The organism is Chitinophagales bacterium, from assembly GCA_020636535.1.
GTDB lineage: Bacteria > Bacteroidota > Bacteroidia > Chitinophagales > JADIYW01 > JADJSS01.
In genome coordinates, this window is sequence record JACJXT010000011.1 from 1,607,107 (window position 1) to 1,631,192 (window position 24,086).

The 24,086-nt window shown below is 30.6% G+C and carries 19 protein-coding genes; 9 read left to right on the forward strand and 10 right to left on the reverse strand.

Annotation, left to right across the window (positions count from 1 at the left end; genetic code table 11):
• Window positions 1–118: 118 nt before the first annotated feature.
• The 7 genes from H6553_07555 to H6553_07585 form a co-directional block, all read right to left on the reverse strand.
• Window positions 119–841 carry a hypothetical protein gene (locus tag H6553_07555; GenBank protein ID MCB9033676.1) on the reverse strand — a complete coding sequence of 241 codons (723 nt, stop codon included), beginning with the start codon at window positions 839–841 and terminating at the stop codon, window positions 119–121.
• 17 nt (window positions 842–858) lie between these two features.
• Entirely contained in the window at window positions 859–1,065 is a 207-nt protein-coding gene (locus H6553_07560) for a hypothetical protein (GenBank protein MCB9033677.1), read from the reverse strand.
• A 112-nt stretch (window positions 1,066–1,177) separates the two neighbouring features.
• Window positions 1,178–1,903 carry a response regulator transcription factor gene (locus H6553_07565; GenBank protein MCB9033678.1) on the reverse strand — a complete coding sequence of 242 codons (726 nt, stop codon included), beginning with the start codon at window positions 1,901–1,903 and terminating at the stop codon, window positions 1,178–1,180.
• An 11-nt stretch (window positions 1,904–1,914) separates the two neighbouring features.
• Window positions 1,915–3,033, reverse strand: coding sequence for a histidine kinase (locus H6553_07570; GenBank protein ID MCB9033679.1), 1,119 nt, complete (start codon window positions 3,031–3,033; stop codon window positions 1,915–1,917).
• 56 nt (window positions 3,034–3,089) lie between these two features.
• Window positions 3,090–3,761 carry a tetratricopeptide repeat protein gene (locus H6553_07575; GenBank protein ID MCB9033680.1) on the reverse strand — a complete coding sequence of 224 codons (672 nt, stop codon included), beginning with the start codon at window positions 3,759–3,761 and terminating at the stop codon, window positions 3,090–3,092.
• 152 nt (window positions 3,762–3,913) lie between these two features.
• The gene (locus H6553_07580) at window positions 3,914–5,110 is read right to left on the reverse strand and encodes a DUF2130 domain-containing protein (protein ID MCB9033681.1); all 1,197 of its coding nucleotides are present in this window, start codon (window positions 5,108–5,110) and stop codon (window positions 3,914–3,916) included.
• A 47-nt stretch (window positions 5,111–5,157) separates the two neighbouring features.
• A complete protein-coding gene (locus H6553_07585; GenBank protein ID MCB9033682.1) occupies window positions 5,158–5,736 on the reverse strand; it encodes a DUF1295 domain-containing protein in 579 nt (192 codons plus the stop codon).
• Window positions 5,737–5,862: 126 nt separating this feature from the next.
• Here H6553_07585 and H6553_07590 point away from each other — a divergent pair, with 126 nt between their 5' ends.
• The 6 genes from H6553_07590 to H6553_07615 all read left to right on the forward strand — a co-directional run bounded on the left by H6553_07590 (window position 5,863) and on the right by H6553_07615 (window position 11,739).
• Window positions 5,863–6,738 (forward strand): hypothetical protein, encoded by an 876-nt coding sequence (locus H6553_07590; protein MCB9033683.1) that lies wholly within the window; start codon window positions 5,863–5,865, stop codon window positions 6,736–6,738.
• Between the two features lie 171 nt (window positions 6,739–6,909).
• Window positions 6,910–8,460, forward strand: coding sequence for an acyl-CoA carboxylase subunit beta (locus H6553_07595; GenBank protein ID MCB9033684.1), 1,551 nt, complete (start codon window positions 6,910–6,912; stop codon window positions 8,458–8,460).
• A gap of 11 nt (window positions 8,461–8,471) precedes the next feature.
• Complete coding sequence (locus H6553_07600; protein ID MCB9033685.1) at window positions 8,472–9,599, forward strand: M20/M25/M40 family metallo-hydrolase; 1,128 nt, start codon at window positions 8,472–8,474, stop codon at window positions 9,597–9,599.
• A 249-nt stretch (window positions 9,600–9,848) separates the two neighbouring features.
• Window positions 9,849–9,953, forward strand: coding sequence for a VOC family protein (locus H6553_07605; protein MCB9033686.1), 105 nt, complete (start codon window positions 9,849–9,851; stop codon window positions 9,951–9,953).
• Window positions 9,954–10,011: 58 nt separating this feature from the next.
• Entirely contained in the window at window positions 10,012–10,587 is a 576-nt protein-coding gene (locus tag H6553_07610) for a hypothetical protein (GenBank protein ID MCB9033687.1), read from the forward strand.
• 723 nt (window positions 10,588–11,310) lie between these two features.
• The gene (locus tag H6553_07615) at window positions 11,311–11,739 is read left to right on the forward strand and encodes a VOC family protein (protein MCB9033688.1); all 429 of its coding nucleotides are present in this window, start codon (window positions 11,311–11,313) and stop codon (window positions 11,737–11,739) included.
• A 39-nt stretch (window positions 11,740–11,778) separates the two neighbouring features.
• Here H6553_07615 and H6553_07620 read toward each other — a convergent pair whose 3' ends face one another.
• Window positions 11,779–14,346 (reverse strand): DNA gyrase/topoisomerase IV subunit A, encoded by a 2,568-nt coding sequence (locus H6553_07620; GenBank protein ID MCB9033689.1) that lies wholly within the window; start codon window positions 14,344–14,346, stop codon window positions 11,779–11,781.
• Window positions 14,347–14,541: 195 nt separating this feature from the next.
• On the opposite strand from H6553_07620, the gene H6553_07625 reads away from it, so the two are divergent.
• On the forward strand, window positions 14,542–15,885 hold the full coding sequence (locus H6553_07625) for an MFS transporter (GenBank protein MCB9033690.1): 1,344 nt from the start codon (window positions 14,542–14,544) through the stop codon (window positions 15,883–15,885).
• Between the two features lies 1 nt (window position 15,886).
• Here the strand turns inward: H6553_07625 and H6553_07630 are convergent, their stop codons facing one another.
• On the reverse strand, window positions 15,887–16,300 hold the full coding sequence (locus H6553_07630) for an EVE domain-containing protein (protein ID MCB9033691.1): 414 nt from the start codon (window positions 16,298–16,300) through the stop codon (window positions 15,887–15,889).
• Between the two features lie 39 nt (window positions 16,301–16,339).
• On the reverse strand, window positions 16,340–17,233 hold the full coding sequence (locus tag H6553_07635) for a hypothetical protein (GenBank protein MCB9033692.1): 894 nt from the start codon (window positions 17,231–17,233) through the stop codon (window positions 16,340–16,342).
• A gap of 56 nt (window positions 17,234–17,289) precedes the next feature.
• On the opposite strand from H6553_07635, the gene H6553_07640 reads away from it, so the two are divergent.
• Both H6553_07640 and H6553_07645 read left to right on the forward strand, forming a co-directional pair.
• Window positions 17,290–18,984, forward strand: a complete 1,695-nt coding sequence (locus H6553_07640) for a T9SS type A sorting domain-containing protein (GenBank protein MCB9033693.1) — start codon at window positions 17,290–17,292, stop codon at window positions 18,982–18,984.
• Between the two features lie 98 nt (window positions 18,985–19,082).
• Window positions 19,083–24,071: an endonuclease gene (locus tag H6553_07645; GenBank protein ID MCB9033694.1), complete on the forward strand. Its 4,989-nt coding sequence runs from the start codon at window positions 19,083–19,085 to the stop codon at window positions 24,069–24,071.
• The last annotated feature ends 15 nt before the right edge of the window (window positions 24,072–24,086 follow it).

Below are 24,086 nucleotides of genomic sequence, written 5' to 3' on the forward strand. Positions count from 1 at the left end.
CTGTAAAAAGGTTGTTTTAGGTTTATAGTTTTAATTAAAAATATTTATTGAATGGTTTTATTCTGTTATAACGATATAAATAATTCTTTTTATAATTATTTTCGGATAATACTTCGTATTAGCTATGAAAGTTTACTATATTTTTAAAGAATTCATCAGCTAATCTTATTGGTATTAGCTGACCTCTTACCACATCATCAACTGTTTGGTTAAGTCCCATTCCGCCAACTTTATTTTCAACATCAAATCCATCACCAACTTTAATTAAATCGTAAACAAAAAATTCGTATGTTTTATCGTTAGAAGTAAATGTAAGTTTGTACATATCACTATTATCTGTGCTATCACCACTTCTTCCACCACCTTCTAATTTAAAAGACATGCTTTGTTTTAAATTATCGGTTAGTTTTCCTTTTTCAAATTTTAAGTTAGAGATGCTGTTTTTATCAAACTCAAAATGTTCTGCCGATTTTTTTGTGTCATCATTGTATTCTATATAGTGCAATTTATTATCTTGAATTACTAGTAAATGATAATTTGTATTTTCTACAACAACACCAGTTGCCATTGTTTTAGCTGTATCACCTAAAGCACCAAAAAATCCTTGTGGTTTTTTACATTGTGTAATGTATTGAAAATCGCTGCCAATAATATCTATAATTGGTTTAAAAGTATTTGGATCTGCTTTAAATTTTGCAATATATTTATCGAAGTTGTCGTTTACTTCTTTTTCTGCATCTACATATACTTGTTGAAATGCACCTAATTTTCCAGATTTTTTTAAGTAAAACATATAGCCAAAAATACCTGCTATGATTACTAAAGGAATAAGATAAACCATTTTTATTATTTTAATTGTTATTTAATTTTTTTTATTGCATTGTCGTTTTCATCTACTTCGTAAGTACTATTAGGCATGAGTATTCCTATTATAAATAATATTACACTACCAATTAAAATAGGAATTATATAATTTAAATTTCTATCTACTATAAATAGTAAAACTGCTGCTAGTGCAAAACATAATGCTGCTCTGAAACTTAAATATTTTAATCTAGCTCTCATTTTTATACTATGAAGTATTTGATGTGATGGCTAAACTAAATAGATTGTGTGAGTAAGCAAATTTACTTTATTATTTGTTGGGTTTTATTTATTATTTGCTTGATTCTTCTTATTATTTTAATTGCTGAATTGCTTTTAAAACGGCATCTTTCTTTCTTGTAGAAACAGGAATTTGAGTTTTGTCTTTTAAAATAATGGTATCATCTTGATTTAACTTACTGATATTATTTATATTTACTAAATAACTTTGATGACATCTTACAAATAAATGACTAGGCAATATTTGTTCGTAGTTTTTTAATGGTTTTGAGATAACTATTTTTTGGTTTTTGTTTAGATAAAAGGTAGTGTATGGACCATCGCTTTGGCAGAAATTAATATCGTTGAAATTAATGATGTGAATGCCATCTGAATTTTTAAGTATTATTTTATGACTGTTATTATTTAAAGCATCATTAAAGTTATTTATTTGTTGTGTAGCTATAGTCTCGGTAGTATTTAATTTTTCTATAGCAATATGTAATTCGTCTGGATCTACAGGTTTTAACAAATAATCTATTGCTCCTAAACGAAGTGCTTTAATAGCAAATTCATCATAAGCTGTGGTGAAAATTATTTTAAAGTTTATATGCTCTAATTGATTTAATAAGCTAAATACATTGCCATCTTCTAAGTGAATATCTAAAAAAACTACTTCTGGATTACATGATGCAATTAAACTTTTTGCCGAAGCAATGCTTCCACACTCGCCAACTAAATTAATATTGGTATATGCTTTTAATAAACCTTTTAAATCGTTTCTTACACTTATTTCGTCTTCAACAATTATTGCTTTCATTTTTTTAGTCATTAGTATTCTAAATATATTTTTATAGTTACTCCTTCTTTGTTTTCTTTGCTATTGTCTATTATCTCAATTTTTGATTGATTCTTAAACTGTTTTGACCAATTTAGCAACCTTTTTTTAGATATTGATGTAGATAGGCTGTATTTTTTTAAGCTGCCTATATTAGAATTTTCTGAATTTAATAATCCTTTCCCGTTATCTATAATGCTAATGAATAGTATGTTTTCTTTAAAATTAGTAATATCTATTTGTAGTAAACCTTGATATGGCAATCCTTTTAAACCATGTTCTATTGCATTTTCTATAAATGGTTGTAGTAGCATTGGTGGAATATTTACTGCTTCTGTAAAAATATCGTCATCAATGTTAATAGTAAAATTAAAACTATTATTTAAACGCATTTGTTGTAAAGAAATATAATTTTTTAGTAGTTCTAATTCTTCTTGAAGTGTTATCGTTTTTTCTATGCTTTGTTCTAAAATGGCTCTGGTAAGTTTTGAAAACTGAGTTAGATATTTAACTGCTTTGTCGTTTTCATTGTTCAATATATTGCCTCGAATGCCTGCAATGGTATTAAATATAAAATGTGGATTCATTTGTGAACGAAATAGACTTTGTTCTAATTCTATTTTTTTTAAATTACTTTTTAGTTGTTTGCTTTTACTGATATAGTAAATAAATGATACTATGATTATAAATAGTAATAGCAAAATTAATAATGCAATATTTCTGAACTTTATTTTTTCTTTTTGCAATTGTTGTCCTATTTTAAGTGTTGCTATTTGTTGGTTTTTAAATTTTATTTCATAGTCTCGTTCTAGTTTTTTGTTTTCTTCTATAATGCTTTTTTTATAGTATGCTTTTCTGTAGTAATAAGCAGAATCTAAATATTCTACAGATTTTTTATAGTTGCCTGTTTTGTAATATAAATCTGATAAACCATAGTATGGACCAATTAATTTATCTTCTAAATTATTTTCTATATATAGTGTCTTGGCTTTTTTGTAGTATGCTTCTGCTCTGTCGTTTAAGTTATTGTCTAAGCAAATATCACCAAACATATCATAGATTTCTCCTGTAATATCTTTTTCATTTTTATTTTGATTGAAGAATAAATTCATATATTTTAAAGATGAATCTAATTGGTGATCTAGTAAATAGTAGTATGCAAAATTAGCTATTGCATTATTTGTTTTTGTTGTATTGTTGTATTGTTGTATTGATAGTAATTCTCTAAACTTAGTTTGTAGTATTTTTCTGTACTATCTAATTGATTGAACCGTTGATAGGTAATTGCTATATTATTATATAAGTTGGCTAAAAATAAGTTATCGGTGTTTTTTTGAGTTGCTAAATAATAATATTTTATTGCGTTATTATAATCTGAGTAATTTAAATAAGCATTGCCTAGCATATAATAAGAGTAGTTTGGTGATAGCTTATTGGTTTTGGCAATTTCTAAACCTTTAAGTGCATATTTTAGTGCTTTGCTGTTAGATTGTATGAAGTAAACTCTAGAAAGTGTGTTGTAATATTTTTCTTGAACTATTGGATTGATGTTGTTGTTTTCTAGTGTATTTATTGTTGATAATAGTAAATCTTCTGATTCGTAAATATTATTGCTATTAATAAGTTGTATTGATGATAATATTATTGTATATACCTTATTAGAACTATTTAATTTTGTAGTATCAATTGTTTTGTAAATATTATTGGTGTCTAAATCATCTTTTATAGTATAGTATAAGCTATCTATTATTTGGTAATAGCTTTTTTGTACTGCTTGATTTTCTGTTGCATTGTTTTTATAATTATTGGGTTTGTTGCACGAACTTACTGTATTAAGCAATATTATACTGAGTAGCAGTTTTGCATAAGCGATAGTAGTGAAAAGCCCACAGCGACGATAGGAGCGAGGACTTGTAACAGATAGCGCGACCGAAACGCAGTGTAGGTTATGCCATAAGTTTGTCATTGGTTATTAGTCAATAGTTGTTTGTGTTATTCGTCTAGTAAATTTAGATTGATGTAATCTAGTCCTGCTATGCCTTGTATGCTTCCTTGTATGGCATTTGAATTGATAAGTACTTTTTCTAATTGTTTTTCTCTGGCTTTCCAAAGTCGCTCCATAGCATCTCGTTCTTTTTGAATGCCAATTTTTAAATCCATAAAACCTTCGTGAATGGCTTTCCAGTTTTCACTAAATTCATTGCTAGTAAGATAGTCGTAGAGCAAATGCATTTTGTCGCCTTTGTTTTGTTGTGCCACGGCAGCATCGCTAATTTTTATAATGCTTTCTCTAAGTACCAAACAGAGTCCTTTAAATTCTTCGAGCGTACAAACCCAAATACCATCTTTAAGTGTCATTCTGTCGATGTCCTTTGGAAAAGCAGTGGTTACGAGTACAGCTATGTCTGCTTTGGCTTGTCTTGCATCTGCTTTTAGTTTTTCAATCCAATCGTTGCTCCAATTTACCGTTTGCTTACTTTCATATATAATACTTCCGCAGTTTTTCTTGGCATAAGTATTGATGATTTGTATGCAGTCGGCACCTCTTTTTCCTTTGCCAACTTCTTCAATATTGTCTAATGGAAAATGTTCTTTTAGGTAGTCTTCAATAAAATGTTCTTGTGCTTCGCCTTGTATTTGCATAGAACCTTGATTGGCTTTGCGTTGTGCATCGATTAGTTGTTTTTTTATTTGTTCTATTTGTTCGTCTTTTTGTTTGATTTGTAGTAGTGTCGTTTCTTCTACTTGCTTGGCTATTTTTTCTTCTAGTGCTTTTCGTTCCTCGTTGAGTTGTCGCTGAATATTTAATTCTATCTCTTGTTCTTTTTCTTTAAGTTGCTCTTCTTTTTTTAGAAAAGCTAATTCTTTCTGTTTAAGTTGCTGGTTTTCTTGCTTTCTTTGCTCTAACTCTGTTGCTAGTTCTTTGTTTTGTAAGCTATATTTTTCTTCTAGCTCTTGCTGTGTTTTAAGTTCTATTTTTTTACTTTCTTCTAGCACTTGTTTTTGTAATCGTTCTTGAAAAAGTTCATTTTCTTTGGCTTTTTTTTCTTCAAATGATTTCTTTTCTGCTAGTAGTGCTAATTCTTTTTCTTGAAAAGCTTTCTTATATTTTTCTTCTGCTTGATGACTTAATACGGCATCTATATCTATTTTTGTACCACAATTCGGGCAAGTAATTTTTTCACTCATGTTATATTATTTTGAATGTATATCAGTTGCAAATTAAACAAAATAGCTTAATATATAAACGGAATTAACTTTTTTACACTTTGTTGATATTGTTTGTACGCATCACCAAACTCAAGCAATAGTTTTTCTTCTTCTAAACTACTGCCATAATCTATATAGGCAATACTAATTATAACAAAAGCACTTACAGCTAGCGTTGGATAGAGTAACCAAATACCTATAATAAATATAATGAGTCCAGTATATAGTGGATGTCGAACATACTGATACAAACCTTTTATAATTAAAGTACTTGGCTTTTCTGGTGATTGTAGTTGCTCTAAACCAAAAAACTCTTTTAAATTAAATAGTTGAAAAGCTTTAAATAAAATGATTAATCCAATTATAATAAAAATACTTGCTACAACATAAGTAACTGTATTTGTTTGAAAAACAAATTGATGACATCCTAATACTGAAAAAGGGATTAAGCAACACAAACCTATAAAGGCAATAATATTGTACATTATTCTATAATATTTTTTACTGTTAGGGAATTTAGAGAAAACATACTGTTTAACTTTTTGATGAGCCAAAAAACTATGTATAAAGAAATACAAAACCCAAGCTAAAATTATCCAAATCATAGAATAAAAGTACAAATTTTAACAACTATAAAATGCGGAATACCTAAAAATAGGTATAAAAATATTTTTTATATTTAATTGTTTTGCATGGTTATAATTATTATTATTTTTGAGAAAAATAAATTTATGAAATATTTTCTATCAATGCTTTTTGTATTAGCTGGTATTGCTCTAAAAGCACAAGACAAACTAGTCGATTTTAATAGTAATACTACTTTAGTTAAAGTTATAGAAATTACTGATAATCAAATTGTTTATAAAAAATATGATAATCTAGATGGACCAACCTATAAAGAGAATAAATCTTTATATTCTACTATTATTTTTGAGAATGGTTCAGTAGAAGTTTTAAATAAAACACCTATTACTTATAAAAAAGACAAATCACATAGGCCAAGATTTACTTTAATTGATAGCTTTAGATACAATACACTGGAACTAGATTTCCTTTCATTTTATACTGCTGATGTTTTTGTACAATATACTAGATTTCTTAAAAAACAAAATATGGCAATTACTATTCCATTTCGTGCAGGTTGGATTAGCAATTACTACAATGGGATTTATATGAATAATAGTTATTATTATAATGACAGAAGAGCATCTGGCTACAAATTTTTAACAGGTGCAAATTTTAAATTCTTTTGGAGAGATAAATATAAAGTACGAGGTTATGCAGGTCCAGAACTTGTAGCAGGTTATTTTAACAGATCAATTAAGCAATATGTTAGTTATTATGATAATTATGGAAACTATCTTGGGTATAGTGAAAGTTATTTTAGATATAAAAACGGAGTGCTTGGTTTAATGGGAACTATAGGTTTGTTAGCTCAACCTAATAAATTAATATCTTTAAAATTAGAACTTGCTGGTGGTTTTGTTGGCTTCTTAGGTAAAAAAGACTTTACAATATCAGATGGTTATTATAACTACGATTATTACTATCCATATAATATTACAGGTATTGGTAGAATGACTTTTAGCTTAGGATTTAATTTCTAATCTTATATAGCTAACTAATTCTATACATATGAGAAGTATGACTCATATTAATACAAAAATTAATGCTAATTAAATCAAGTACACTATTTTTTCACAAACTCTTTCATATTACATAGTTTTTTAAACAATTTATTTGTACTATTGTATCTTTGCGTAAATGCTAGCTTAATTATGTCGCATCAAGATAAAATTGAACAACTAAAAAAATTACAACAAGAAGCATTATTAGGTGGTGGTCAAAAACGAATTGAACAACAACATGCTAAAGGTAAACTAACAGCAAGAGAACGAATTCAGCTATTGTTAGATGAAGGTTCTTTCGAAGAAATGGGAATGTTGGTTACACATCGTGCTACTGATTTTGGCATTGATAAAGAAAAGTATTTAGGCGATGGTGTTGTTACTGGTTATGGTTTAATCAATGGTCGCTTAGTCTATGTTTTCTCTCAAGATTTTACAGTTTTTGGTGGTTCACTTTCTGAAACACATGCCGAAAAAATCTGCAAAATAATGGATTTAGCAGCTAAAGTAGGTGCTCCAGTTATTGGTCTAAACGATTCTGGTGGTGCTAGAATTCAAGAGGGTGTGGTTTCATTGGGTGGTTATGCCGATATTTTTCATAGAAATGTACAGTTTTCTGGTGTTATACCGCAAATTTCTGCAATTATGGGACCATGTGCTGGTGGTGCAGTATATTCTCCTGCAATGACCGATTTTACTTTGATGGTAGAACAGACTTCTTATATGTTTGTAACAGGACCAAATGTTGTAAAAACGGTTACTCATGAAGAAGTAAGCTCAGAGGAATTGGGTGGAGCGATTACACATGCTACAAAATCTGGCGTTACACATTTTACAGCTAAAAACGAGTTAGAATGTATCAATCAACTAAAGACATTATTCTCCTATATTCCACAAAATAATAAAGAAACAACACCAACAGTTGCTTATCAACAAGAAGGAAATGAGCTAAGGCATGAATTGAATGATATTTTACCACAAAATGCCAATCAACCTTACGATATGCGTGCTGTTATTAATGGTACAGTCGACAAAGATTCTTTCTTTGAAGTACATCAAGCTTATGCAGAAAATATTGTAGTTGGTTTTGCTAGAATTGCTGGAAGAAGTGTAGGTATCGTTGCTAATCAACCTGCATATATGGCTGGTGTATTAGATATTAATGCATCGAAAAAAGGAGCAAGGTTTACACGATTCTGCGATTGCTTTAATATTCCTTTATTGGTTTTTGTTGATGTGCCTGGATTTTTACCAGGTACCGACCAAGAATGGAATGGCATTATTACCAATGGAGCTAAATTATTATTTGCATTGAGCGAAGCTACTGTTCCCAAAATCACAGTAATTACTAGAAAAGCATATGGTGGAGCTTATGATGTAATGAATTCAAAACACATTGGTGCCGATATGAATTTTGCTTGGCCAAGTGCAGAAATTGCAGTTATGGGACCAAAAGGTGCTGCTGAAATTATTTTTAAGAATGAAATTAAAGCTGCCGAAGATAAAGAAGCCAAACTTCAAGAAAAGGTAGATGAATATACTGAAACCTTTGCAAATCCTTATAAAGCTGCTGCTCGTGGCTTTGTTGATGAAGTGATTGAACCAGAAACAACAAGAATTAAATTAATCAAAGCATTTAAAATGCTGGAAGATAAAGATATTAAATTACCACTTAAGAAACATGGTAATATTCCATTGTAAATCAAATTTTTATGGCAAAAAAAAGTACAAAAGAAACAAAAGCAGTTAAAACCCAAAAAAAGATTTATGAAATAGATAAATCTGCTGAAGCGTTTTTATTCAAATATCTAAACAATACTTCGCCAACTGGCTTTGAAGTAGAAGGACAAAAAATATGGCTCGACTATATCAAACCGTATATAGATACACATGAAGTCGATTTTTATGGTACTACATATGGTGTTATTAATCCAGATGCTAAATTTAAAGTAGTGATTGAAGCTCATGCCGATGAAATTTCTTGGTTTGTAAGCTATATTGCTGATGATGGACAGATTTCTGTAATTAGAAATGGAGGAAGCGACCACATGATTGCTCCAGCAAAAAGAGTAAATATTCATACTAAAAAAGGTTTGGTGCAAGGTGTGTTTGGTTGGCCAGCTATTCATCTAAGAAATACGATGAAAGATACTGCTCCAAGTGTAAAAAATATTACTATTGATATTGGTGCAGAAAACAAAGAAGAAGTGGAAAAAATGGGCGTTCATGTTGGCTGTGTTGTTACTTTTCAAGATGAATTAATGACGCTCAACAACAAATACTATACAGGTAGAGCTTTAGACAATAGAGTAGGAGGTTTTATGATTGCAGAAGTAGCTAAGCTATTGCACAAAAACAAGAAAAAACTACCTTTTGCATTATATATCGTAAATGCAGTTCAAGAAGAAGTTGGATTAAGAGGTGCACAAATGGTTGTAGAACGCATTAAACCAAATATTGCAATAGTTACCGATGTTTGTCATGATACTACAACACCTATGATTGACAAAAAAACGAATGGTTTCTTTAAGTGTGGAAAAGGACCAGTAATTACTTACGGACCAGCAGTACATAACATTATTAGAGAATTAATTTTAGATACTGCCGAAGTCAATAAAATTGCTTTCCAAAGAGATGCAGCTAGTAGAATTACTGGCACAGATACCGATGCTTTTGCTTATGGAAATGCTGGAGTGCCAAGTGCATTAATTTCGTTGCCACTAAAATATATGCATACAACAGTTGAAACAGTAGCCAAATCAGATGTGGAAGATGTAATTGCCTTGATATACCAAACACTACTACAAATAAAACCAACTATGAAGTTGAAGTATTTTTAGTTCTAGAAAGAAATAATCTTAGTTAGTATATTATGAAGAATTTAAAAAATTACATTAATTTCCTAGCAGAGTCTCTCGTAGAGGACTCTGCGTTATTAAAAAGAATGCGAATCAGATAATTTTATTCAACAAAAATTAGACTATATACATAATTAATCTATTTTTAAATAAATAAATATTATGAGTATAATTTTCTGCGTAAATCTGTGAGTTCTGTGGGAAAAACATGAAAATAATAAAAACTAAAATATGACCAACAAACTCTTTCCATGCTTATGGTTTGATAATCAAGCCAAAGAAGCAGCATGTTTTTATTGTAAGGTGTTTAAACAGTCAAAAGTCATTTTTTCCTAGCAGAGTCTCTCGTAGAGGACTCTGCGTCATTAAAACTACAGAAATACGAACCTAAAAAATGCCAACTAGAAGAAACATACCATACTATTCAGGAGTTTATTACATTACTTTCACCAATTATAGCTGGTTACCTTTATTTGAGATCACTCAATCCTATGATTTAGTATATAAATGGTTCAATTATCTAAAAGAACGAGATAATTACATCGTAGGTTATGTTATTATGCCAAATCATCTTCATGTTATTATTGCGTTTAGAAAATCTAAGCAAACAATAAATACTATAATAGGAAATGGAAAACGGTTTCTTGCATATGGAATTATAGATAGGTTGAAACAGAATAACCAATCTGCAATTTTAGAAACATTACAGAAAGCTGTAAAATCGACAGATAAAAAAAGAGGGAAACTACATGAAGTATTTGAAGAATCATTTGATTGGAAAGAATGCGAATCAGATAATTTTATTCAACAAAAATTAGACTATATACACAACAATCCATGTACAGAAAAGTATAATTTGTGTAAAGATCCGTCAAGTTATAAACATAGTTCAGCTAAATTTTATATAAATGGAGTTGATGATAAATATGTAACAAGTTATATGGAATTACAGGATATTACTTTAGATTAGATTACGCAGAGTCCTTTTCAAGAGACTCTGCTAAGAAGTGAAGATAAAGTATCTTTGTATATTAATTTCCTAGCAGAGTCTCTCGTAGAGGACGCTGCGTCATAAAAAGAATGTGGATCAGATAATTTTATTCAACAAAAATTAGACTATATACACAACAATCCATGTACAGAAAAGTATAATTTGTGTAAAGATCCATCAAGTTATAAACATAGTTCAGCTAAATTTTATATAAATGGAGTTGATGATAAATATGTAACAAGTTATATGGAATTACAGGATATTACTTTAGATTAGATTACGCAGAGTCCTTTTCAAGAGACTCTGCTAAGAAGTGAAGATAAAGTATCTTTGTATATTAATTTCCTAGCAGAGTCTCTCGTAGAGGACGCTGCGTCATAAAAAGAATGCGAATCAGATAATTTTATTCAACAAAAATTAGACTATATACACAACAATCCATGTACAGAAAAGTATAATTTGTGTAAAGATCCGTCAAGTTATAAACATAGTTCAGCTAAATTTTATATAAATGGAGTTGATGATGAATATGTAACAAGTTATATGAAATTACAGGATATTACTTTAGATTAGATTACGCAGAGTCCTTTTCAAGAGACTCTGCTACGAAGTAGATAAATATTATGAGTAAATTGCAGTATAATTTTCTGCGTAAATCTGTGAGTTCTGCGGGAAAAACATGAAAATAATAAAAACTAAAATATGACCAACAAACTCTTTCCATGCTTATGGTTTGATAATCAAGCTAAAGTAGCGGCTAATTTTTATTGTTCAGTATTCAAAAGTTCAAAAATCATTTCAGAAAATCCAATGGTTGTCATTTTTGAATTAAATGAAACAAAGTTTATGTCAATGAATGGTGGACCAGAATACAAATTTTCTCCAGCAAATTCTTATGTTATTACTTGTGATACACAAGAAGAAATTGACCATTATTGGAATGAATTGGGCAATGGAGGAAAATACAACAAATGTGGTTGGCTAGAAGACCAGTTTGGTGTTTCATGGCAAATTGTGCCTTCTATTTTAGGCGAATTAATGAATAATCCAGCAACTGCACCAAAAGCCATGTATGCATTTATGCAAATGTCTAAGTTTAATATCCAAGAGTTAATCAATGCTACAAAATAATTTTTTGTGCCACTAATCACATTATTTCAAAAATTGTAACTAAAACAATGAAGTTTGGCTGTCGTCGTCCTTTAGATTGGTAATCTCAAAGTCGATTTCTTTAGTTGCTTTTTTTACTTCTGCTCGTTCGGCTTCGTTTAACAAGCTTACTTTTTTAATAGTGCCTGCTACAAGTTTATTACCAATAGCTTTCCAACCTTTTACTTCTATAAAATCTGCTAAGTTAATTGCTGCTTCTTCTGTTTTCTTTTTAGGCAAAGCAATAGTATAATTTACTTTTGGATTTGGATGTGTGGTTGCAAATAATAATGTTGCTCCTTTTTCTTCTGTAATGAAATTAAATTTTTGGTCGGTACTTAGTGTTTCTACATTAAATCGTTTTACTAAATAACATTTTTTACTTGGTTGATAATGGATTGCAGTAATTACTGTTTTTGGATTAAATTTCTCTACCAATACAATATCTTCCATATTATATCTATTCGTTAATTCGTAATTGGTAAGTAGGTACTCGCCAGATTTTAGTATGACTAATATTTTATCGTCATCAATAAAATTGCCTAAATATTTTCCTCTTTCTTCTGTGTTTAATCTACCAATATCATCATCTAACCAAATGTCAATTCCACCAATGGTAGATACTCCTTTTTCTTTCAGTGTAATTTTTTTAACTGGATATTTTGTTAGAATATTTCCTTGTGCACTTCTACCTTTAATATCAATAAATGAAAAATCGTAGTCTAAATTTTTAATTCTGGCTTTACAAGATTGTGTAAGCAAAATATTGATAATTTCAGCTTCGCCATTTGGATTTGCAGTAAAGTATAATAGTTTTGACTTAGGTGTGCCTTTGGTAATATGGTATTCCTTATCTCTAGTAATAGAAGTTACATTAAATCTTTTTATAAATGTTTTACCAGATTTTCCATCTAAATAAGCTACATTATAAGTTGTTCTTTCGTCGTTCTTTTTCCAAACAGCTACATGTATTATATTTTTACCTATAAATACTTTGTCTGCATTTCGAACTACTTTCATAATGCCATCTTGTGTAAAAGCAATAATATCATCAATATCAGAACACTCTGAAATAAATTCGTCTTTCTTTAAATCTTTACCAAAGCCAACAAAACCTTCTGCTCTGTTAACATATAGTTTTTCGTTATTAGCAGCTACTTGTTTTACTTCAACAGTATCAAACTTTATAATTTGCGTTTTTCGTTCTCTACCTTTTCCGTATTTGTTGAGTAACTCTTTAAAATAGTCAATAGCAAAAGTTACCAAATTCTCTAAATGATGTTTGGTTTGCTCCATTTCATCTTCCAAACTTTGAATAAGTTCGTCTGCTTTTTTCTTATCAAATTTAGATATTCGTTTAATTTTAATTTCTGTTAATCTTACAATATCATCTTCTGTAACTGGTCTACGCAAAAGCTTTTTAAACGGATTTAAACCTTTATCGATAGCACTGATAACGCCTTCCCAAGTTTCTTCTTCTTCAATATCTCGATAGATTTTATTTTCTATAAATATTTTTTCTAGCGATGAAAAATGCCATTTGTCTTCTAGTCCATTAAGTTTAATTTCTAGCTCTAACTTTAATAAACTAACAGTAGTATCGGTAGATATTTTTAAAGCATTAGTTACCGTAGTAAAGTGTGGTTTCTCGTCGATGATAACACAAGTGTTTGGCGAGATGGATACTTCGCAATCGGTAAAAGCATACAAGGCATCAATAGCAATATTAGAAGAAGTATTTGGATGTAACTCTACTAGAATCTCTACATCTTTAGCCGTGTTATCAATTACTTTTTTGATTTTAAACTTGCCTTTTTCATTCGCTTTTAAAATAGAATCGATTAAGCTATTAGTGCTAGTACTGTGTGGAATTTCGGTAATTCTAAGCGTCTTTTTATCGTCTACTTCTATTTTGGCTCTTAGTTTAATTTTTCCACCTCGTTCACCATCATTATACTCTTCGGCATCCATTAAACCACCAGTTTGAAAGTCTGGCAACAGCTTAAACTTTTTATTTTTAAGATAAGCAATAGACGCTTCAATCAACTCTACAAAATTATGTGGCATTACTTTGGTAGAAAGACCAACTGCAATACCTTCTGCACCTTGTGCTAACAATAAAGGAAATTTTACTGGTAGCAAAACTGGTTCTCTTTTTCTTCCATCGTAAGAAGATTGCCATTCGGTAGTTTTTTCGTTAAATACTACATCTAGTGCAAATTTAGATAGTCGTGCTTCAATATATCTTGGAGCAGCAGCACTATCACCAGTTCTAATATCGCCCCAGTTTCCTTGGCAATCAAGTAATAAATCTTTCTGACCTATGTTTACAATAGCATCGTTAATAGAAGCATCTCCATGTGGATGAAATTGCATGGTACTACCAATGATATTCGCTACTTTGTTAAATCTACCATCGTCCATTTCTTTCATGGCATGCATAATTCGGCGTTGCACTGGCTTTAAACCATCGTACAAAGCTGGCACTGCTCTTTCTAATATTACATAGGAAGCGTAATCTAGAAACCAATTTTTATATAAACCATCAATAGTGGTAACTTGCTCTTCATTTTCTAAAAAATCTGCCATAATAGCTTATTGAGTTCACAAGATAAAAAGCTGTTATAATATGTAGCGTCAAATTTTATTAACGAGTGTTATTATTATGTAGAGTAAGCTGTTTTTATAATGTAAAATAATCAGTCTAGTTTAGAAGTAAATATTTATATGTCTCTAATTGTATATTGAGTAGTAATAATGAATAATTGATTATCTTTCGCCTTGATGAAAAATCAAGTATCTGTTTCTATATTTCAAAAGATAGCTTTTGCAGCAGGACAAGCTGGTTGGAGTTTGGCTGTTTTTGGATTTACAGAGCTAATTTTCTTCTTTTATCTACCACCAGACAATGGAACACCTTTGTTTAAAGCTTTTGTGTATCAAGGTTCGGTTTTAAAGATATTCACTATTGTAGGATTGCTTTCGGCTGTTGGCTATATGATTAGTGCTTTTATGGAACCTATTGTAGGTATGATTAGCGATAATGCTTCGTTTAAGTTTGGTAAACGAAAAACACTGATGGCTTTTGCGGTGCTACCACTTGCAGTATTGTCGGCGTTGGTATTTTTTCCATTAAGAGATGGTGTAAGTGCTATTAATACTTATTGGTTAATTGTTACGGTACTTTTTGCTTTCATCATAAAGTGTTTTTATACTACGCCTTATAGTGCGTTGATTAATGAAATTGCTACAGATGCTAAAGAACGATTGCATATTGTAATGATGATTTCTATTGCTTATGCTGCCGGAATTGGAATTGGTCAGACCATCAATATTATTTTAAAAGTTTTTGAAAATCAATATACCAACGAACAGATATTTAAAGTAAGTATTATTTTCTATGCCTTGATTTCTTTTATTTTAATGCTAATGCCAATCTTATTTGTACCAGATAATTCTGGAAAACACTTAAATCATGAAGCTAAACAAAAACACCATTTTTATGATGTATTGAAAGATGTTTGGAATGATAAAAATTTTAGAGTATTGGTTATTGTAGAATTGATTTATTGGTTTCCTACAAAAATATTTACCATTGCAGTGCCATATATTGTTACTGCTTTATTGTGTTTAGATAATGTTTATACTTCTGTGGTGTTGTATGCAACTGGTATTGGTTCCTTACTTATGTATCCTATTATTGATAAATTAGTAGCAAAGCATGGCAAGAAAAAAATAATGAGCATTTCTATTTTAAGTTTGGTATTTGCTAATTTATTTACAGCTTCAATTGGCTTTTTTCATATATCTACTACTGTTGCAATAGCTATATATGTAATACTTAATGCTTTTCCTACAGCTGTTTTGGGTATTTTGCCTATGTCTATGACCAGCGATTGTGCTCAGAAAAATATGGATGAAACTGGCGTTGCTAGAAATGCCTCGTACTTTGCATTAAAAACATTTATGATGAAAATTGGTGTAGCCATAACCAGTTTAATTTTTCCTTCGTTGTTGTTATTAGGAAAAACACCAAGCAATCCATTGGGTGTTAGGTTGGTAGCAATAGCTTGTATTATCAGTTCACTTTTAGCTTATTGGATATTGAGAAAGTACAAAGATGTATAGTTTACAACTTAGTATCAGCCATTTTTAATATCTCTTCAAAATGTTGTGGACTTACTTCCTGAACTGAAAGTCTACTATTGTTAATCAATTGCATACCTGCTAATTTTTTGTTGGCTTTAACATCAGCAAGTGTTACAACTTTATTTACTTTTTTTACAGGAGATACACTTACACAAACCCATCGTTCGTCATCAGTAGTTGGATCTTGATGATATTCTTTAGCAATTTTCATAATACCTACAATGGCTTTTTCATTTACACTATGATAGAATAAAGCTAAATCGCCTTTTTTCATCAGCTTCATGTTATTTCTTGCTTGGTAATTTCGAACACCGTCCCATGGTTCTAATTTTACTTTTATTAAATCATCGTAAGAAAAAGTATTCGGCTCAGATTTCATCAACCAGTATTGCATAATTGTATTGTTTTAATACAAAGCTACAATTTTTTTAACTTATCTATTTTGTTGTTCCCACATTTGTTTGTACTTATCTCTAGTCGATTTAGCATCTATTTTTCTATCCATGAGTACTTTGTTGTCAACAATCAATTTTACAAAATAAGTGTCATCTGTATAAGTATTAAAATCAAAAGCATATTCAATTCTATTTTTTGTAGGTGGTACTTGTTTTTGATTAAATAATTCTCTTACTAAAATGCCATCAGTATTAAACATAGCTACTTGTATGTCTTTCGCAGATTTAAATCCAAAAGTAAAAGAACCACTTAACTTTTCTTTCGGCGGAATGTAAAAATTATATTGATAACTATCAGGAGACTGCTGTTTTTGCCAACCAGTAATAGATGCAATGTAGTCTATAAGATTATTAGCTTCAGTAGTATCAGCACCATATATATAGTACAACGGATTTTTTCTAACCACTGTCCAAATAGCTGCTTGAGCACAAGCCGTATAATATTGGTGTTTATTTACAAAATCAGCCATTTTATTCAACAAAGTATCAGTGTTATTTGTAAGTGTATAAGTCGATAATTCATTGCCAGATCTATCATTAGGTTCAATACACATGGCTTTAATTTGCTTATTGATTTTTTGTTTCGGAGCAAGACTTATCATTTGTTCTTCAGTAATAATAAGTGTTTGTTGAGCAGCATCACTTGGTTCTAGTAAAAAACCATTATCACAAATTATAGTATAATTACTATTGGTATTATTTTGAATAGATGCTACAACAGGTTCATAGTAATGTGTACTTTCTTCATTGCCTTTAAAATCTACGCTAATAATTTTCTGATTGATAGCATCATACAAATTAATTTTATTATTTGGCGTAGTTGCACCAAGCAGCAAAAACGATGCTAAAGCTAAAAGCACTAATTTATTCATTTGGTTTTTCTTTTTTCAACGAATTTAATTTATATTTATTGTGTAATTGTCTAGAAATGAAGAATTTATTTGTTTTAATTGCTTTTTTAGGATTTTTTTACAATTTTTCCTTTACTCAAGATGCTTGTAATATTCAGCATAAAAACAAAATTAGAATTTTAGGAGATAGCTGGGCACATTTTCCTTATTTGTATAAAGCATATGATTCTGCTTTTGTGAAATTTGGTTTACCAGAGTATCATGGTACTGGAAGAAATACAGCATTAATTAGTATGAACTCTGAAGCATTTTTGCATCCACTAGCAAAATTTGTTTGGCAACCTATGATGGAATTAGATGCTAGAGATGGTGTTGACTTAATGATTATGTCTATGCTAGGTAATGATATTGCGTTTAAAATTCACAAAGGCGATCCGCTAAGTGTGTTAGATGCTCCATTACATCAAGCAAGATTAAACTTAGATACCATTATAGATTTTATACATGAAAAAAATCCAAATGTACAAATTCTTTGGATGTGCTACGATTTTCCAAATTTTGTAGATCCAATTATAGATTTTCCTTGGAATCCATATAGAGATATATGGGAAGGAAGAGGTAGTCCAGAACCATTTGAACTCAATCCATTTATTAATTATATGGCACATCTACAAGATAGCATTCTTCAATTATGGAATAGACCTTATGTTCATTTCGTAAATAATGTTGGATTAATGCAATGGATGTTCGGACAAACAACTCCATTAAGAGCTTGGCCTTTTGGAACTTATCCACCAAAAACTGTTCCATTTCCTGGTGGCGATGAAAGATATCCTTCTCCATATCCAGCAATGGGATTAGGTGGTTTAGATACTTATCATCTTGGACCACAAGGATATACTTACTTAGCAGAATACCAAATGCGTAAGTTTTTTATACCACAACTTAAAAAAGAAGTAGATACTACAATTTATAGTGAAGGTGGTATTTTAGATGGTTGGGTTAGTGAAACTGGAATGACTGGTACTGGCGAAGTTAAAATTGGTCATCAAGGCAATGGCGTAAAATTAAAAGGAATATTTACATTTAATACAGCAGTATTAGATCCAAATAAAACTATTGAAAAAGTAGCATTTTATGTTAGAAGAAAATCAGGATCTTATAAATCATATAAATTTGAAACAAATTTCCCAACAAATTTTAGTGTAGATATTAAAAGTGGCACATTTGGTAATGTTGGAATAGAAGCGTCTGACTATAATGCTACTGCTTCGGCTACAGATGTGGCTTGTTTTGCAGGAAGACCAATTGATGTAGATTATAGTTTAAGAATGGATATTATTGCTGATTATTTATCTTATATAAATACAAATGGATACACTCAATTTAGATTAGAAGTCCTAGTAGATTCAGCAACTAGCGAAAGCATAATAAACTTTTTTAATGGTGATACCACCGAGTTTGAAGGACCGTATTTAGATGTTTATTATGGTGAAGATAATGTAGCAACAAGTATTGTAAATAAAAATACTATTGACTTTAATGTATTTCCAAATCCAACTTCAGATTTGTTATATGTATCATTTAGTAATTCATTCCAACCAATTACATATCAAATTATTCAGAGCAATGGTAGTGTAGTACAAAACAAAAATATAAACAATACAAAAGAACTTATTATTGATGTAAAACATTTGGCTACTGGTATTTATCAACTTCAATTAACTGATAAAAATAACGATATAAGTGTTAACTCCTTTGTGAAAGAATAATTATTCACATTCTACACTTATTGTTTGTTTTAATTTCACATGATTTTAATAACATTTGTTTACTTTTACATCCAAAATAAACACTTTAATTTTTTAGTATGAAATTTAAATTTTTACAAACCCTTTCATTGCTTGTTATTTCACTGATTGGCTTTTCACAAGAAAGTATTACTTCAATCAGTCAAGTGTATAACCAAAATTTTGATGGCTTAGCAAATACAGGAACAACTAATACCAATTTACCAGCAAATTGGCTAATTAGTACTATTGACTATAGAGCCGGAGTAGGAAATTCAAATACAGGAGATATATACAGTTTTGGTGCTGATGCTTCGACAGAAAGAGCTTTAGGATCTATTGCTTCCAATGGCACGGGTACTTTATATTATGGAATAATATTTACCAACAATACATCTGCAACTATTACCTCAATAACTGTAGGTTATACTGGCGAGATGTGGAGACTAGGAAGTACAAACCTTGATTCACTCGAATTTGCATATGCTATTGGTACAGGTAGTTTAACTGGTGGAACATATACAGATGTACCTCAACTTAATTTTATAACACCAAATTTAACTGGATTAATTTCACCTAATGATTCAGCGGCTAGAAATGGAAATGATGTGAATTATCAAACTAACTTAAGTTATACTATTACTGGTTTGTCTATTGCTGTTGGAGATACTTTCATAATAAGATTTCAAGATAATAACAATGCTGGTTCTGATGATGGTCTTGCTATTGATGATTTATCTGTTTCTTTTGCAGGAACTACTTTACCTACTTGTGTTACTCCAACAAATTTACCAACTTCATTAACATTAGATGCTACTAACACTAATATTTCAGGAACTTTTAGCAAAGGAACAGATGCAGATAAAACGATTGTCGTTTATAGTACATCTAGTACACTAAGTGCAACACCAAACAATACAACAACATATACAATTGGTCAGTCTTTTGGTGGAGGAACTGTTGCTTATATTGGTAATGGTGGTAGCTTTACTGTTGGTGGTTTAAATCCAGTAACTACTTATTATGTATTTGCTTTCTCTTTAAATGATAATTGTTCTGGTGGACCATTATATACTACAACAGCAACCACAGCAAATATTACAACAGATCCAAATCCAGTCATTACTACTTATTATGATGGAATAGATACTTCTCTATATTGTGCTGATTTAAAAACTGAATTAAAAGATTTATTAGCATCAACACATACACCAATTACTTATGCCGATGTTTTAACTGCTTTTAGACAAACAGATGTTAGCAGTAATGATACTATTATTGATAGATATTCAGTTTGTACATATACTTATACTACTTTGTCTTGTTCAGGAAATAGTGCTGAATGTCAATGTTACAATAGAGACCATGTAGTGCCTCAGTCTTGGTTTGGTAGTTGGGATAATTATCCAATGTATTCTGATATGCACCACCTTTTTCCTTCAGATGGATATGTTAATAGTGCTAAAAAAGCTAATTTACCTTTGGGTATTGTAAGTAGTGTAACTTATAATAATACAGTAATTAAAGTAGGAAGTTCTTCTGCTACCAATGGATATACTGGTGATGTTTTTGAACCAAGTAATGAATACAAGGGAGATTTTGCTCGTGCATACTTATATTTTGTTACAAGATACCAAGATAGTATTGCTGCTTTTGTTGCGAGAAATCCATCAACAGTAAATGCTTTAGATGATGCTTCATATACAGGTTTAGATCCTTGGATTTTACCAATACTAGTAAGTTGGCATCAACAAGATCCACCAAGTCAATTAGAAATAAATAGAAACGACTCAGTTTTCGTAGTACAAGGAAACAGAAATCCATATATTGATCATCCAGAATGGGTGGAAAGAGTATTTGGACCTAATGGTTCAGCTTGTTTACCACCATGTACAGAACCAGATTCAGTAGTAGGAATAGACACTGCTAATGTTTCAGAAACTGGTTTTACTATTACATTTAATGCTTCGCAAGATGCAGACGGTTATATTGCATTATATAGACCAACTAATCAATATTTAGCTAGTGTAGTTGATGATTCTACTTATACTGTAGGTCAGTTGATTGAACAAACAGTTGGTACATATACAGATACTTCGTATGTTGCTTATATTGGAACAGATACTACATTTAATATGACAAGCGTACTACCTAATACAGATTATTATGTAGTAGTAATGGCTTATAAAAATTGTCCAAATGGATCAAACTATACTATTCACTTTACTACAGGTGAAAATAAAATACTAGTTAATACTTCTACACCAAGTACATGTATTGAACCAGATTCTGTATTAAGTATAGCTTCTTCAAACATAACTTCAACAAGCTTTGATATTAGTTATGGAGCTTCTGCTAATGCAGATGGTTATGTAGTAGTATACAGACCAATTAATAGTCATGTCGCAGGTGTTTCAGATGATTCTACTTATACAGTGGGACAAATTATTGAGCAAACTTCAGGTTCATTTACAGATACAGCAATAGTTGCTTACATAGGAACAGACACTTCGGTATCATTAACAGGTTTAGATTCTAATGTTACTTATAATGTAGTTGTATTTCCTTATGTAAACTGTCCAAATGGACCAAACTACACTATTTATTTCCAAAATACTAAAAATAAAATAGCTGTTACAACTACTTCTACAGTAGCATGTGCTCAAGCAGATACTTTTGTTACAGATATAACTTTTACAAGTGTAACAAATAATAGTATTGCAGGAACTTTTGTAGGTACTACACCAGCAGCAGATGGTTATATTGTACTATATAGTACTACTTCTACAGTACCAAGAGCAAATGATGGCTTATCATTTAATGTAGGCGATTCTGTATATTTTAGTACATATGTTTCTGTAGTAGCTCAAATAGGTACTAGTACTTCTTTTAATATTACTGGACTAGAAGAAGGAACACAATATTATGTTTATATACAACCATATACTATATGCTCAGGTGTTCCAGATTATTCTTATAGAATTTCCACAGGAAACAATAAACTAGATACTACTACGCTAGGTGGTTGTCCAGAACCAAATTCTGTTACTGGCATTAATATTACTAATGTTTCTGCTACAAGTGTAACTATAAATTATAATGTTCCAGTTGGAGGTGCTGATGGATATGTTATTTTACAAGGAAGTGGCTTTTTACCAGCGGTTAAAGACTCAACTACCTATACAGTTGGACAAACAGTTATACAAGGAACAGATACAGGAATTGTTGCTTATGTTGGAACAGATACTTCTGTTACGATAAGTGGTTTAAATCCAAATACACACTATGAGTTTGTAGTTTTCGCTTATGATACTTGTTCATATGGTCCTAATTATAAAATCAATTTTACATTAGGTAGCAATAAAGACTCTATAACTACACCTTTAGCAACTGCTGCTTGTGTAGCACCAACTTCACAGCCAACAATACTTACATTTAGTAATTTAAACACTACAAGTTTTAGTGGTAGTTTTGTGGGCAATGGTGCAAGTGGATATGTTGTATTGTATAGTACTAGCTCAACGGCTCCAACACTAGTTGATGGCGTTTATTATACAACTGGTCAAGTAGGTGGAGCTACAGTAGTTTCTAGTGGTAATAATACTAGCTTTAATATAAGTGGGTTAACAGCAAATACCTTATATTATGTATTTGTTTATGCATATAATAATACATCATGTACTGGTGGACCAGCATATAATAATACTCCATTGACAAATGATACAACAACATTATCTACACCACCTGCGTGTGTAGCACCTAGTACTCAAGCAACAAATATTTCATATAGTAGTGTAACTGCAAATAGCATAAATGGTAGTTTCATAGGTAATGGCTCAAGTGGCTATGTTGTATTATATAGTACAAGCCCAACAGTTCCTACATTAATAGATGCTTCTACCTATACTATAGGTCAAACTGTAGGTACTGCAACTGTTGTTCAAAGTGGAACAAGTACAAGTTTTAATATAACTGGTCTAACTTCTGGTACTAGATATTATATTTTCCTTTATGCGTATAATAACACAGCATGTGTTGGTGGTCCAGCATATAATATGAATCCTACTATTGGAGATACAAGTACATTAGGAGTATGTATTGCTCCAAGTACACAACCTACTACGCTTACATTTAATAATATTATTTCAACAAGTTTTGGCGGTAGTTTTATTGGAAATGCTGCAAATGGTTATGTAGTATTATACAGTACAAGTTCTACAGCTCCTACCTTAACTAATGGTGTAACATATACCGTAGGTCAAACAGTTGGTAGTGCAACTGTTGTTCAAAGTGGAGCAAGTACAAGTTTTAATATTACAGGATTAACGGCTAGTACTACTTATTATGTTTATGTTTTTGCTTACAATAATACAGTATGCACTGGAGGTCCAGCATACAATATAGTAAGTCCTTTAAGTAATAATACAACAACATCAGCAACAACACCAGCTTGTGTAGCTCCAAGCACTCAACCAACTGCAATAGTTATTGATACAATAACCAATACAAATATTAGAGGTCATTTTACTGGTAATGGTTCAAGTGGTTATATTGTTTTATATAGTACAAGTGCAACTGCTCCAACATTGGCTAGTGGAACACCATATACCGTAGGTCAAACAGTTGGTACTGCAACAGTTGCTCAAAGTAATAGTTCTACTATGTTTGATATTACAGGATTAACAGCAGGGACAACTTACTATATATATGTGTTTGCTTATAATAATATAGCATGTGTTGGTGGACCAGCATATAATACAGTTAATCCTTTATCTGCTACTAGAACAACAATTACATCTACAGGAATAAAGTCTAGTAAGAATACTGCTTTTAGTGTGTATCCAAATCCTGTGAGTAATGGTATAGTAAATATCCAATTTAAAACTGCTTTAATTGATGATGCATCATTGACCGTAGTAGATGTTTTAGGCAGAGTGGTAACTGAGGTAGAAGTTCCTGCTAGTACTAAATCATATACTTTACCTGTAGAAAACTATAGCAAAGGAATGTATATTATTAATGTTAGATACAAAAACGAGAATAGTGCAGTTCCTTTTATAGTAGAATAAACAGAAACTAAATAA